Annotated in this window: 13 protein-coding genes and 2 pseudogenes; 4 read left to right on the top strand and 11 right to left on the bottom strand. The window is 33.9% G+C overall.

Annotated features, from left to right (window positions below):
- Window positions 1–69: 69 nt before the first annotated feature.
- Window positions 70–645 carry an ABC transporter permease gene (locus AC1DIT_RS10790; RefSeq protein ID WP_016115760.1) on the bottom strand — a complete coding sequence of 192 codons (576 nt, stop codon included), beginning with the start codon at window positions 643–645 and terminating at the stop codon, window positions 70–72.
- Window positions 646–843: 198 nt separating this feature from the next.
- Here AC1DIT_RS10790 and AC1DIT_RS10785 point away from each other — a divergent pair, with 198 nt between their 5' ends.
- On the top strand, window positions 844–1440 hold the full coding sequence (locus tag AC1DIT_RS10785; RefSeq protein WP_016131826.1) for a hypothetical protein: 597 nt from the start codon (window positions 844–846) through the stop codon (window positions 1438–1440).
- A 45-nt stretch (window positions 1441–1485) separates the two neighbouring features.
- Here AC1DIT_RS10785 and alsR read toward each other — a convergent pair whose 3' ends face one another.
- Window positions 1486–2388, bottom strand: coding sequence for an acetoin biosynthesis transcriptional regulator AlsR (gene alsR, locus AC1DIT_RS10780; RefSeq protein ID WP_016115762.1), 903 nt, complete (start codon window positions 2386–2388; stop codon window positions 1486–1488).
- Window positions 2389–2532: 144 nt separating this feature from the next.
- Here alsR and AC1DIT_RS10775 point away from each other — a divergent pair, with 144 nt between their 5' ends.
- Together AC1DIT_RS10775 and AC1DIT_RS10770 are read left to right on the top strand one after the other, a co-directional pair.
- The gene (locus AC1DIT_RS10775; protein ID WP_016131827.1) at window positions 2533–2898 is read left to right on the top strand and encodes a CidA/LrgA family holin-like protein; all 366 of its coding nucleotides are present in this window, start codon (window positions 2533–2535) and stop codon (window positions 2896–2898) included.
- Window positions 2895–3572, top strand: coding sequence for an LrgB family protein (locus AC1DIT_RS10770; RefSeq protein WP_016131828.1), 678 nt, complete (start codon window positions 2895–2897; stop codon window positions 3570–3572). The genes AC1DIT_RS10775 and AC1DIT_RS10770 overlap by 4 nt, the downstream gene beginning before the upstream one ends.
- A gap of 66 nt (window positions 3573–3638) precedes the next feature.
- Here the strand turns inward: AC1DIT_RS10770 and AC1DIT_RS10765 are convergent.
- From AC1DIT_RS10765 to AC1DIT_RS10755, 3 genes and pseudogenes are all read right to left on the bottom strand, one after another.
- A pseudogene (locus AC1DIT_RS10765) lies at window positions 3639–5132 on the bottom strand (M20/M25/M40 family metallo-hydrolase); the annotation flags it as partial.
- 80 nt (window positions 5133–5212) lie between these two features.
- Complete coding sequence (locus tag AC1DIT_RS10760) at window positions 5213–5959, bottom strand: IclR family transcriptional regulator (protein ID WP_016131831.1); 747 nt, start codon at window positions 5957–5959, stop codon at window positions 5213–5215.
- 178 nt (window positions 5960–6137) lie between these two features.
- A pseudogene (locus tag AC1DIT_RS10755) lies at window positions 6138–6283 on the bottom strand (NUDIX hydrolase); the annotation flags it as partial.
- Window positions 6284–6425: 142 nt separating this feature from the next.
- Here AC1DIT_RS10755 and AC1DIT_RS10750 point away from each other — a divergent pair.
- Entirely contained in the window at window positions 6426–6626 is a 201-nt protein-coding gene (locus AC1DIT_RS10750; RefSeq protein ID WP_016115767.1) for a DUF3903 domain-containing protein, read from the top strand.
- 302 nt (window positions 6627–6928) lie between these two features.
- Here AC1DIT_RS10750 and AC1DIT_RS10745 read toward each other — a convergent pair whose 3' ends face one another.
- From AC1DIT_RS10745 to AC1DIT_RS10720, 6 genes are all read right to left on the bottom strand, one after another.
- Entirely contained in the window at window positions 6929–7519 is a 591-nt protein-coding gene (locus AC1DIT_RS10745; protein ID WP_016115768.1) for a DUF2238 domain-containing protein, read from the bottom strand.
- 26 nt (window positions 7520–7545) lie between these two features.
- A complete protein-coding gene (locus AC1DIT_RS10740; protein WP_476998190.1) occupies window positions 7546–8283 on the bottom strand; it encodes a sulfite exporter TauE/SafE family protein in 738 nt (245 codons plus the stop codon).
- A gap of 131 nt (window positions 8284–8414) precedes the next feature.
- The gene (locus tag AC1DIT_RS10735) at window positions 8415–8561 is read right to left on the bottom strand and encodes a BC1881 family protein (protein WP_003199195.1); all 147 of its coding nucleotides are present in this window, start codon (window positions 8559–8561) and stop codon (window positions 8415–8417) included.
- Window positions 8562–9141: 580 nt separating this feature from the next.
- On the bottom strand, window positions 9142–9705 hold the full coding sequence (locus AC1DIT_RS10730; RefSeq protein ID WP_016131833.1) for a hypothetical protein: 564 nt from the start codon (window positions 9703–9705) through the stop codon (window positions 9142–9144).
- Between the two features lie 30 nt (window positions 9706–9735).
- On the bottom strand, window positions 9736–10779 hold the full coding sequence (locus tag AC1DIT_RS10725) for a nuclease-related domain-containing protein (RefSeq protein ID WP_016131834.1): 1044 nt from the start codon (window positions 10777–10779) through the stop codon (window positions 9736–9738).
- Window positions 10780–11799: 1020 nt separating this feature from the next.
- Window positions 11800–13401, bottom strand: a complete 1602-nt coding sequence (locus AC1DIT_RS10720) for an esterase/lipase family protein (RefSeq protein WP_016131835.1) — start codon at window positions 13399–13401, stop codon at window positions 11800–11802.
- Window positions 13402–13672: the final 271 nt, after the last annotated feature.

Genomic DNA, 13672 nt, shown 5'->3' with positions numbered 1-13672 from the left:
CTTTTTTCACTTCCTTCCACTGTATCATGAATATTTTTCACTGTAAAACGAAGGAAAAGGCATGATGCCTCATGCCTTTTCCTCAACTTTATATAATTGTTCACGTTTAAATTCTTGAATAAACTTATAACATTGCCATATTGATAATAAGATGATTATAACGACCAACATTGTTGTTATCGATAATGCGTATAACGTAATCGGTACGCTATTTATTCCATGAACTCCTATTAACTTTATAAAAATTACTGTAAATAATTTCAAAAACAGCATCCCATGAATAAAACCAAAAAGAATCGCTCCTCCGTAAATCAAAAACTGCTCCTGACATAACAAACAAAAAATTTTTCTTTTTTTCATACCGGCAGTTTCATACAACAGTAATTCTTGTTTCCTATTTTTTAAGAATCTTTTTGTCATTTGGTATGTGACAGCAGTGCATACAAAAAACAACAGTACTTCCCCATAATATAGCGTAGCTAACAAAAACGGTATATGCTGTGTTTTTTCTATTACCGCTTCATTAGATTGGATAGATATAATAAAAAAATATAGCATTGTACTCATTGCAATCCATATAAATTGCTTTAATCGTTGGACAGCATAGTTTTGTATATTTTTCTTTGCTAACCGAAATAAAGACATAATTGATTCCCCTACCTTACTTCTTAACGTCCAGTATTCCATACTACTAGTGTATAAAAATATGACTTTTTTAACATCGAACTATAATCGGAGTCTCTACTAGGTCTTAAGTCGCAGAAAAATGACTTTATGTCTAAGGTTATACTGAAACAGGAAGATTCCCATAAAAAATCTAATATATTAATATAGGGGGATTAAATGAAAAAAACACTACTTCTCAGCATCATTTTATTGATTACTTCTCTTAGTAGTTGCGGCGTCCAACAAAATGTAAACTCGTACACAACTGTAAAACCATATAATTTATCAAAAAAAGAAACTGCGCTTTTGCAATTATTACCCTTACAACAAGGACATGTCTCTTTTTATGAAGTTACCATTCCTCATAAACAAGCTGAAATATTTACAAATATTGAATATTACCAGAATGGAGAAAAGGTAAAAGATATGGGTGGGTTTTCTTCTTCCGACTTTAAAGATAAAAAAATAAGATTATCCGTTGGTCAGCAAACATTCCAACATGCAAACAACGAAACTTGGCAATGGTTTATGGGAATTGATGGTGGTTCAATGACCGCTTCCGAAAACAGCTTACCTGATATTAATGGGTCTACATTCGAAGAGATTAACAGCTCCCAAAAAATAAAATATAACAAAAAAACAGTTCTTGCTGCTTGGGTAAAAACAAACACAAACCATATATCCGCACTTTCTATAGAAAATGAAGAATCCCGCCAACGATTAATTCAAGAAAATGAACATGTCTACTTATTCAGTATTGAAATAAGAAGGTGAGATACATCACAATAGCATCTCCTCTTTTATCACATTTGTGTCACCTTACTTATCATTTTCAACTTCAATTCGTTTTTTTTCTCTCGCAATTTTTAAAAACTCTAACAGCTCAGGACTGCTATTTGTTTTCCGATACGCCACTGACATTTCAGCTACAAATTTAGAATCAAATATTGCCTTGTACACCACTTCTGTTTTATATAACTTATTTGCCGATACCGGAATAACGGTTATACCAATTCCTGCCGCTACAAGCCCCATAACAGTTTGATACTCTGTTGCCTCTTGCACAATGTGTGGACTGAATCCAGCATTCCTACATAACGATAAAATTGTATCATATAACGCAGGCCAAACCGGTCTTGTTATAAATACAAATGGTTCATCTTGCAAATCTTCAATGTGAATTTCTTCTTTCTCTGCTAGTGGATGCGCTTTTGGTAAACATAGTGTACACGAAAGCTTTTGAATTGGTTCTAATTCTAGCAATTGCGTATTAATTGGTGGACGTAAAAATCCAACATCAATTCGATTATCATGAAGCGCATGAACTTGATCCGGTGTCGATAATTCATGCAGTGCAACAGATACTCTTGGAAACTTCTTTCGATACTCCCTAACAATAGACGGTAAAATATCATATATCGCTGCCCCTACAAATCCAATTGAAAGTGATCCAACTTCTCCCCTTTGTGCACTTTGCGCGACTTCTACTGCCTTCTCAATTTGATCAAATGCTTTTTTCACTTCTTTTAAAAACATCTCTCCTGCTTCTGTCATCTCAACTTTCCGCTTCGTTCTTGAAAATAACATAACTCCCATTTCTTTCTCTAATTGCTGAATTTGTTGACTGAGTGGTGGCTGTGTCATTTGTAAACGAGCAGCTGCTCGCCCAAAATGTAGCTCTTCTGCTACAACAACAAAATATTGCAAATGCCGTAATTCCATTTGAGATCCTCTTTTCGATTAATATGTATAATAAATTAATAACATATAATTTATATATTAGACAAACATTTTGAAAGGACGTATAGTAGAAATTGTTAATTCTTTTTACAATTTTTATGAAAAAAGCGAAAGAGGTGTTACTGTATGAAATGGTGGAAATTAAGCGGACAAATCTTACTATTATTTTGTTTCGCTTGGACAGGTGAATGGATCGCAAAGCAGGCACACCTCCCAATTCCAGGAAGTATTATCGGAATTTTTTTATTATTAATTTCATTAAAATTTAACTTGGTGAAAAAAGAGTGGATTCAAGACGGAGCGGATTTTTTATTAAAAGAACTTATTTTATTTTTTATTCCTTCTGCCGTCGCTGTTATCCGCTACAAAGATACATTATCACAATATGGTATCGATCTCATTTTGATTATCATGATTAGTACCCTTTGTGTAACACTCGTCACTGGAATCTTAACAGAACTGCTATTAAAGCGGAAAGGATCAGCACAATGATCGGCTTTTTTTGTTTACTATTAACACTATTAACATATTGGATTTCTAAGAAACTATATCAGCGCTGGAATTGGAGTATACTTTCACCACTTCTCGTTTGTCCAATTGTTTTAATCGTGTTATTACTTGGACTAGATACCTCTTATGAAACATACGATTCTGGTGGCCATTGGTTAACTGAACTATTAAAACCAGCAACCGTAGCTTTTGCATGGCCCATCTATAAATACTTTGATTTATTAAAAAAACATGCGAGTGCAATTTTAATTAACGTCATTGTCGGTTCATTTTTATCTGTTATTACTTCAGCTCTTCTAGCAGATGCTTTTCACATTGATTCATCACTAGAACATAGCTTAGCACCGCACATTGTCACAACACCAATTGCAATGGCAATCTCAGAAATGATTGGTGGTATGTCACAATTAACAGCAGTATTCGTTGTACTTACAGCATTAACTGGAGCACTCTTAGGCCCTTTTCTTATTCGCATATGCCGTATTAAAACAGCCATCGCGAAAGGTATTATGCTAGGTACTAGCGCAAACGGAACTGGTACTTCAAAAGCATTTGAAATCGGGCCAGTTGAAGGTACAATTGCAAGTTTATCCATGCTTCTAACAGCTGGTGCAAGTCTAGTCATTGTGCCACTTTTCTTATCCTGGTTACATTAAACAACACTATACTCTTATTTTATTTATCCCCATCAATCGAGCTTTGGATAAAAACAAATCATTACAAACATCAAACTCTTCTAACTCCTGGAGCGGAATTGAATAGCCTTTATCCCATAACGGCATATTTTCTACAAGTGAGCTCATTGAATCAACTGGATACTGTAAGCCTACATAGCTTAAATCTGAAATTCCCCCAAAATAATTTTGATTTTCAAATGTAATTCCATGATTGTAGTGAGCATATCTTTCCATTTCCCCAACTACTTCTTTAATTAAAGGATTGTGACGTGAACTTACAGCTGGATAGTACGGCGGGGCAAAGAAAAGTACAATCATTGGTGCCTTTTCTTTACATAAAATAGCTAATTTATCAACTAAATCAATTGTTACCGCTCGATCATCTTTATCTTCTCTATGTTTTATAACAGTAGATTGAATATCATCTATTTTTTCTTGCCCATGTTGCTCAATTGCATAAGCGATAAGCTCTTCATACGTTAATACATTCACTTTGAGATTAGGCGGTATAAATGGATTATACTTAGAAAAACGATATGCTTGCTTCTCATACGACTCTTCGATTTTCTCTGCTACTTTCGTTACCTTTTGATGTAACAACGAAATTACATCTGTCATCGTTTTTTCTAGTAAAAATAAATTAAATAATGTGACTGCACGATGAGGAATTTGTACAGAATAATCCTCCTTTAGGTCTCTTTGAAACAAGTTAGTTGGTGGGGGGCTCGCTTCCCCTTCTACAATATCACAAAGTTCCGTATTCAATTCTAATTCAGCTGTTAATAATGAAGCCATATAATTCGCATTTAATCCCGCAAAAGGTTCACCTACATGTGTTTCTTTTCCATAACAAAGAAAACCAGGTAACACTTTCCCAATAGAACCAGTGTAAATATACTTATTTTGATCACCAGGATGTCGCGTAAACATAGGCTCTGAATTTAGGACTGTTTTATATTCTAAGTTATGTTCTTTTGCTAAATCTAATAATCTTGGAACAGCAGCTCTCATCCCTACAGAGTTCACTTCTTCATCTGGAACAGCTAATAAAAGGACATTCCCATCAAATCTTCCTTCACAGGCTTGCTCAATCATCGCCATTTGTAAAGCTAGGCCGCATTTCATATCCATTGTTCCTCTACCAAATAGCCAATCCCCTTGTTCTATATCTTCACGTACAGGATTCGGTAGCTCATCTTTATGAGAATAAAACATAGATGTTAATTTTTTAGGGTTAAATGCATCTGCCTTCCACACTCCGTAATCTTGTACATCTACAACATCAAAGTGACTAACAAGAATTACTGTATTTTTTGTACTATCATTTTTCTTTACTAGAGCCGTAACGAAATATCGTCCATCCCCCGTTGGATTTTTTTGCAAATGATTGGGATTTTGTTTGAAATAATCTAGATCCGTTAGTTGGCCAACAACAAAATCTGGCAATATAATCTCAGCTTCCGAACCAGTAATACTAGGAATTTCAACAAGATCGCTTAATAATTGAACCAATTGTTCTTTTGATTGCCATTTTGACATATAAATCCCCCTATTTTTCCACATAATGAAATTCATTTCCGTTATATGAATAAAAAAATAACGACAGGCTATCAAAATTATTATTCCGATGTTCTGCCGATTTTTATTGATATTTCATTAGCCGCTTCTTTTACCTTACTAATAAGAAAAGATAGTCGATCATCGTTAATGCGATGACTAATTAATCCAATGCTTAGTGCTCCTACTACTTTATGATTAAAGCCTATAATAGGTGCAGCTACTGAAGCTGTTCCTTCTGTTTTCTCACCATAACTCACAGCATATCCTTCATTTCTTATCATTGCGAGTTGATCAAAAAGCATTTGCTTTTGTTCTGGTAAAGAAGAAAGTAACTGTTCTACAATGTGTTCCATTTCATTTGTTTTCATATTGGCAAGCATCGTTTTATTTGCAGCGCCAATCGAAAAAGGAATCTGTTCCCCTAAGTTATCGATAACTCGAATTTTTAAAGGGCTATCAATTCTTTCAATAATTATAGAATGTGTTCCATTTGGAATGTTCATGTAGATACTTTCTTCAACTTCAGAAGCCAAACGCTTCATCACTTCTCTTGCAACGGATCTGTAATCTACCTTCTCTAATTGACGTAATCCTATTTCCATCCACATCGGTCCAGTCGTATACTGTTTTGTTTCTGAAATTTGAGTAACTAATCTATGCTCCATTAGAGAGTTAAGTAACCTATGTACTGTACTAACTGGTAGATGTGTTCTATCAGCTATATCAGAAATAGCCCAATATTCTTTGTCATTTATAGAATTCAATAACTTAATAATACTTATTGCTCGATCAATGGATTGTACCATAACTCGCCTCAACTTTACTTGTAATATGTTAGTAACCTTAATTAACTATCAATTTAACAAAAATTCAAACTGAAATCAATTAAATTATTGAATTTTCCGAAAATAAAAAACATACTATCAGAAGGTTGCAAACGCAAACAAAAAAATATTGACTTTTCTTTTAAATTATCTGAAAATCACAACAATATTCCGATGTTTCTCCTTCTTCTTGTCCACCACTTGGTACTGACCACCTTTTCGGTTCCTCTTTCTTCCCCTGTAATACCATCAAAATTTCATTTTTTCATTCACACATATAGCTGCTGTTCCAATCCATCTTTTCATGTGTCTCTCCTCCCATACCTAATATTCTTTCTTATCCTGTTCTTCTCCTTGAAAATAGAGGAAAATGCTGAATTTGTAACGAAGGGTTATATCAACTTCAGAGACAACTCATTCCTAGAAATTCAAGCGGAAGGATGAGAGTATGATTTCTAAATATGTTGTGGAGTGTGTCTTTTGTGAAGAAAACCGAAAATCTCGGCAAGCAACTGTCACCGTGTCTGCCACTTCTCATACACTTGCCATTCAAAAAGTAAGAGATGAATGCAAACGCCGCTTTGGAAAAACACTGCTATTACAAACCGAAATTACAGAAGAATTATTTTTACACAAAAAAGAAAGCTGACCATACATTGGTCAGCTTTCTTCATCCGATCATATTTTCACATGAAGATTAGGGGCATCCTCTTTAAGGATCGGGATTTCCCCATTATGTACGTTCCATAATGGGCATCGAACAATATATTTCTATACAATCAAACATTGAATAGAATAGGGCAAAACTTGTTCGCATTTTTAGAAAAGGGATAGGGATATAATACTAGTAATGCGTCGAATACTCGAACGCTATACTCATTATATTATAGTAAATCCTTTTATATGGGAAATATGAATTACTTACATAATTCATACGTAAAACATATTAATCTATCTTATATTTTCAACATTACGAAATAATAGCATTGCCAACATCGCCCCAATTAATGCAAGTGTCATATCCCACTGCGTGTCCCAAACATCTCCTTGTGTTCCAAGGAATGCTTCTGCTCCTGTCCCCGTTAATTTTGCAACTGCAAACTCTAACAACTCATATAATGCACTAAATGCTAAACAAACTGATATTACAAGTAGTTCTAGCCATCCTTTTTTTTGAATCTCAACTACCTTTATAAGTACTTCTCTTGTTAATAATGCTGGAACAAATCCTTGCATAAAATGCCCAACACGATCATAGTAATTTCTTTCTAAATCATAAGCATCGCGTAGCCAATTGAATAATGGTACTTCTGCATATGTATAATGGCCCCCAATGAGCAATATCAACATATGAATCCAAATCCATACGTATGTGAACGTTGTAAATCGAAAACGTCGATATGTAATCATTAAAATGAGTACTAAAATAGCTGCAGGTGCGACCTCTAAAAACCATGTAAAAGAATCTTTTGGGTATATTCCTGATATAAGCAATGCAATCCAAAAACTTACACACAACAATTTATGAAGATGAACAGACACATCACTTCCCCCCAGTATTTTATTTCTTATTCCATTAATAACATACATCCAGCCAACACAGGTGTCATAATCATCGAAAATTTCAAAATGACACGGGGTGCATAATTTGTAAACTTCGCTCCTATATATGCTCCGAGCATTGTTCCSATTAAAACTTGTACTAATAAYAYRTAATCTAAATATCCTGCTGAAGTATATCCAACTCCTCCACCAATTGCAATTGGTAAAATAACAAGCATTGTAGTCCCTACTGACTGACGAATTGATAAACCTAGTAATACCATTAATCCTAGTTGAATGAAAGGTGCTGAACCAATTCCAAATGCTCCTGCTAATATCCCAGTTGCAATTCCTAACAGAGCACCTTTCCCCAGTACAGATGGAGATAACTGATCTGATAAACTAGCAGACAATTCTTTTTGATTTTGCACAAAAAACAAACGAATTAACATGCATATCGCTGATAAAAATAACATACCAGCCGTAAACCAATGAAGGAGTTGTGCAGGAATCCCAGCACCAATTTTAGATCCAACATATGATCCAAGCGCACCAAACCCTCCTACAACACAGCCAATTTTCATGACAACATTTCTTTCTCGATAATGACTTATCACTCCAGAAAGTGTTGTAAATGCCATTGCTGTTAATGATGTCGCAAGCGCTATGTGAATTGGCACATGAAATACGAGAGTGAGCACTGCAATAATAAACCCAGCTCCACCTGCTCCAACAAACCCTAATAAAATCCCCATTAGAAACATTGTAATAATAATAGCCACTTTCTTTCCCCTCCAATGGCTCAATTATCTTATATATTTCTTTTTTAGCAAATAAAAAAGCATCCACATAGGATGCTTTTCACTATTTTTCTATATTCATTATATGTACTCTGTTAATCTTGATTAATTAAAATGACTGCTGGCCCAGATACTACCACTCCAGCGACTTCAATTTTTTCAAATTCTTTAACTGTAATAGATATAACCCCTTCTCTTTCCATCAATTCCTTACTCAAGGCTTCAGTTGGTATTTTTTTCACCGTCTTACCTCCTTTTCATTCTTGTTACCTTATATCAGTAATATCTCGTCATGAATCTGGCATGTAAGATTATGAAATTGTTCCAATGCATCCATATATACACTCCCCCTGCCATTTTCATTCCTTATTCCATAAAGAATATACGATTCCTTTTTGTAGCATATTGAAAAAAAAATAAAAAAGCATCCTGTACGGATGCTTTCATCATTTTGATTCACGTGAAAATTTTGTATACACACCAATACCTGCAAGCAATACCCCTAGCCCCGCAAACATTGTACCTAGGCCTAAAAAGAATGAACCGAGTGTTTGTAAATCTTCCATATGCATATCCCTTTTTCTTATTATCTTTATATTAAATTAATTTTATATCATTTCCTATTTTAATTCCATTTATTTTTATAAAATTCTAACTTTTTAACATCCCTCTGACTAATAAACTTCTAGATTACAAAACTAGTTTAAAGTAGAATGAAATTTTCCCAATTCACATAGACAAGAAATCCCATTTTTCACTTTTTTACATTCATTAACAAAAAAACAGAAGACCATAACTCATAATGATCTTCTGCTTTTCATTTCAATCTTTATATAACCTATACTCTACCACCTTATCATCATTATCAAATTGAAGAATGAGCCATTCACTATCTATAGAAATAGACCCTCTTTCATCTCCAAGGTAATAAACAGTTTGATTCATTTCCTCAAAACGCCTTGTCTCAGTTGGTTTTCCTAACAATTGTACAATCTCTTTCTTAGGTTTTCCCACTAGTTTATGTTTCGTTAGAAGATCATCTATCATATATACTCGTTTCCATTCATCTTTTAGCCATCTATCTGTTTGAAACTTTGAATTATACCCATTTACACCTAGTTGTACGATACAAATACTGAATAATACCGCTCCCACAATTGTAATACTTTTAAATATTCCCTTATTATTACCACCAGAAAAGTGAAAAACGATCCACTGAAGAGCCAGTAAAAGAATAAACGGAATTGATACCACTAAAATACTCACAGTATTATAAGACGAATGAGTCATGCCAATGATGAATATGAAAGCGATACATATAAACAAATATAAAAAAACATAAACATACAATGTTGCCCGCAATAAAAAATCTCTATACGCTCCCAATGAAAAATCACCTTTATCACATCAGATTTTTTACAACTTCACTTCTCCCATACATTCAATCATTTCTTTTATCCCTTGTAATTCTTGCACTGTATATAGTACTTTCCCTTCCAATCTTTCCTTTCTAAAATACGTAACAAGTTGCTCTCTATCCTTCAACCTCGGAAGTACTTCATTGGAAAGATCGATCATTTCATTTCCACTTCCATTTGTCTCATTACCGAAATATACAGTGGGCTTAACTTCTTCTTTTAGAGCTTGCGAATGAACCTCTTTCAAGTAATCATATACAATTGTTGAAAGATGTTTTGCTTTATAAACAGGGTTTCCTACGTTTTCTACCATTAGAGTCATTGAATCTCCCTTTTTCATAAAAACAAATGTCTCTTCCTTCTCATATTCATTTTGATACTTACCAATCTCATCAATCATAAATGAATATACCCCTGCATTTTCTTTCGTCAATCCGTGTATCATTCTTCCTTGCCATTCTGTTGTCTCAATTACATATATTCCGGTTGTCGATAACAATATATGATCAACTCGAGTATTCCCCATTTTATTTTCTCTTCTACTATGTACTTTGGGAAGAAATACATTTGGAATAATATGTAGTTCGTCTTCAGTTATGATTCCTTCCTGAACAAATCCCCGTTTCATATAATGTAATATTTCATGCGTATTCATTTCTTCACCATTTCTAGAATACGCTCTTAATTCTGTAATTAGATCTTGTAACATATGTACCTCATTACTGTGTTTCTGTTGCATTTCACTACGCTCTTTACTATGCTGCATCGCTAATTGATTCTTCATCACTCTCATGTTTTCTACTTCTCTAGCTGCACTCTCTTTTAAATTATTGTACTTTTTACGCTCTATGTTTTTTAATGTCTCCTGCTTTTCTTCATAATCCGCTACAGCTGCAGCCATCTCACTTTGATAGTTTTCTATTGACTTTGTCTTTTCAAATTCCACTTGTTGGTTTTCTGATTCTAACTGTTTATTCTTATAAAACAGTACAAATACTCCAGCTAATAAAGCTAAAATTACACATATAAGTACATATTCCATCTTTTTTCTCCTTTATGGCTTAGTAAAATATTACCTAAACTTTTAAAATCAATTTTATTCTATTATACTACGTATTAAAATAACTCTCTGTAAAATTTGGATATACTTTGTACACTTTATTCACTATATAAAATGAAGGTAACTTGAAATCTAGAAATATACGCCCCCACTGATTATTCCCCCTCACCAATCGGACTTTTATGGGCAGTTAATCTCTCTCCTAACTTCTTTGCTTTCGCTGAATTTTGAGGTAGGAGTCTTACTGCCCGTTAATGCGGGATAAACTACATTTAAAAACCTCATCTATCCCAATACACTCAAATATTCCTTCGATAGGAAAGTGAACAAGTTATCCTTCATCTGATTCATGACAGGAGGAAAATATATGAAATATTTAGCATATACAGAAAAATTGATGGACTAGTTGAAGAAGAAATCACATTAAATATTAACGGCATAATAGTTACAGGCTTTTCTACTATTTGTCCATATAAAATTGAAGAAGGAAAAAGTTATCCAATCATTCTAGACATTACAGTTCTTGATGACATTGTAATACATGAAGGGAGACGAGGAGTTAAGAACTTAAGAGGAATCAACCATTTTTTTCAAATATCGTATAAAAGGAATTTTGAATCAGGATTTTATCGATGTGGAAATACTTATCACAGATAGCAATGGGTATCTCTCGGAATATAGCAAATGGTTTAACAAATATGTTGAAATTGAAGTTGATAGAATACATATTGAATTTTTAAAAGTAGAGTGAAAATATCGATAATCAGATATGATAGTATAAAAAAGCCTTCAGGAAAACCTTGTTCTCGCAGTTTTTCCTGAAGACCTCTTGTATTTTGAAGTAAATATATATTTTAATTTATAATTCTTTGCCTTACTACATTTAGACCTGATTATTTACTATAATCCATTTTCTTTCCATATTTCTATATCTTTTTGAAAAGAATATACTCAATAATTGAATCATAAAATAAGCTTTAAACTGTAATGCCTCCATACTTTTTATTTTTCAATATACACCGAACGTACAATCGTACGAGTATAAGCTTTACCTTCTGAGTTAATACCTTTAATATCAATCGTCACATTATATACATCTGACTTTTTAATATGATTCAAAAGGCCTGTGAATGCAGCCTCATCTAACCTTTGCAGCTGATTCGATTGCGATACTAAATTCCCTTCTCGATCAACAACTCGGACAGTGAAAGAAAGATCCTCTTGTTTTCCTAGTTCTTTAGTAGATTGTTTCAATTGAAATTCAACTTTATCAGCTTTGATTTTCCCTGGCATTTTCAAAGTAAACGGTGCTTTTTGCTTATAATCACTAACAATCATATAAGCATCTTTTGCATGTGCTGTCATTAGTTTAACATGCCATTCCCCTATTTCCATTCGATTTATTTTAAATGTCCGAATAGACGCACCCTTAAAGTAGGAAGTTTCATCTCCTATCGTGACCTTACTATCTTCGTTTGTATATACTTTTCCCGACGGAGAAATAAGTTGTATTTTCACTTCTGAAGATGCTGTTAACACCGAGACAACGCCCTCTGTTTTTGTATCTACAGCAAACGTTTGATCAATCCATTTATTCTGTATTAGTTCTCCACCTAAAACGGTTTGATTAGAAGTAGTATTTAAATCATTAACAAATTCTCTATCATTATTATTTAAAGTATCAGGAACGAACGTGGCGGTAGAAGTACGTAAATACGGTTCAATTCGAGAAAACACCGCCGAACCTTTTCGTATATCATCATGATCAAATCTAGAATCGGTAAATAAGTGTGTTCCATAAGGTAATTTTGTACTCCATTCATTCACTAATCCATCATTGGAGCCATACGCGGAAAGATATAGCCCACCTAAAGATAGAGCAGAGAAAGCCGGTCCCCAACTTGTACCTGCAACTGTATAGTAACGATTTAATTTAACATTTGGATTGCTATCTATTACGGAACGAAATTGTGCCATTTCACCTGTTTGTAAAGAATAAGTGCCATCGTCTCTTTGTCCGAGTAATGAAGCCAGCCAACCAGCCCACCAACTATACGATAAGTCTGCTAAATTTGATCCATAATGCGGCGAAGCCAGTGTAATGACTTTTCCTACAAAACGATTCGCACCATATTGAATGAGTGCTGCTTGAGTGTCAATTCCACCTTTACTATGAGCCACAATATTCACTTTTTTACCAAAATGATTATAAATCTCTTCTAGCTTTGCAGCCAACAGTTTACCATTATCCCACTGACTTGCAGATCCCTTTCCAGCTGCATCGTATAGTTGAACAAACACAGTTTGATACCCTGCACGATAAGCATAATCATACATATCATTTGTATCATGATAAACTGTTTTTCCATACCAACTATCCGCACTTCCATTTCTCCCTTGTACAAAAACAATAGGGGACCTATTTTCATCATAATTTAAAGGCTTCTCACCTAAAAACCAATCTCCCGGAGTAAATGTTTCTTTTGGTGGAAGTGCTTCTCTGTAAGTTGATACAACATTCGCCTCAGCAGTTGTAATAGCAAAAGTAGTAACGAGTAAAATAAATGCAGTAATCAACACCATACATCTTTTAAATGCTCGCATAATAACCCCTCCTTTTTTTAGAAAGATGATGCAAAGTTTATAGATTACTATGCTGTTGCAATACAATAACTGCTATTATTTCCAAATCTCATTTTCTTCTAAAGTTTCTAAGAGTCATATTTATTCAATTCATAAGTATGATAGTTTGACAGCATCGTCTTATTCTTTATAAACGATATTCTTCCTATGCTCCTTAATTCCTTTCACTCATAATAAATACGAATGTTTCTCAACAAAAATCTCACACACTATATCGGTAATAATGCTGAAT

This window comes from Bacillus sp. 05T22, from assembly GCF_056396765.1.
This window is presented reverse-complemented; position numbering and strand designations above follow the sequence as displayed.

Excerpts from the sequence above, each read along its gene's own strand:
- AC1DIT_RS10790 (WP_016115760.1), bottom strand. The coding sequence starts at position 645 with ATGTCTTTATTTCGGTTAGCAAAGAAAAATATACAAAACTATGCTGTC.
- AC1DIT_RS10785 (WP_016131826.1), top strand. The coding sequence starts at position 844 with ATGAAAAAAACACTACTTCTCAGCATCATTTTATTGATTACTTCTCTT.
- alsR (WP_016115762.1), bottom strand. The coding sequence starts at position 2,388 with ATGGAATTACGGCATTTGCAATATTTTGTTGTTGTAGCAGAAGAGCTA.
- AC1DIT_RS10775 (WP_016131827.1), top strand. The coding sequence starts at position 2,533 with ATGAAATGGTGGAAATTAAGCGGACAAATCTTACTATTATTTTGTTTC.
- AC1DIT_RS10770 (WP_016131828.1), top strand. The coding sequence starts at position 2,895 with ATGATCGGCTTTTTTTGTTTACTATTAACACTATTAACATATTGGATT.
- AC1DIT_RS10760 (WP_016131831.1), bottom strand. The coding sequence starts at position 5,959 with ATGGTACAATCCATTGATCGAGCAATAAGTATTATTAAGTTATTGAAT.
- AC1DIT_RS10750 (WP_016115767.1), top strand. The coding sequence starts at position 6,426 with ATGATTTCTAAATATGTTGTGGAGTGTGTCTTTTGTGAAGAAAACCGA.
- AC1DIT_RS10725 (WP_016131834.1), bottom strand. The coding sequence starts at position 10,779 with ATGGAATATGTACTTATATGTGTAATTTTAGCTTTATTAGCTGGAGTA.
- AC1DIT_RS10720 (WP_016131835.1), bottom strand. The coding sequence starts at position 13,401 with ATGCGAGCATTTAAAAGATGTATGGTGTTGATTACTGCATTTATTTTA.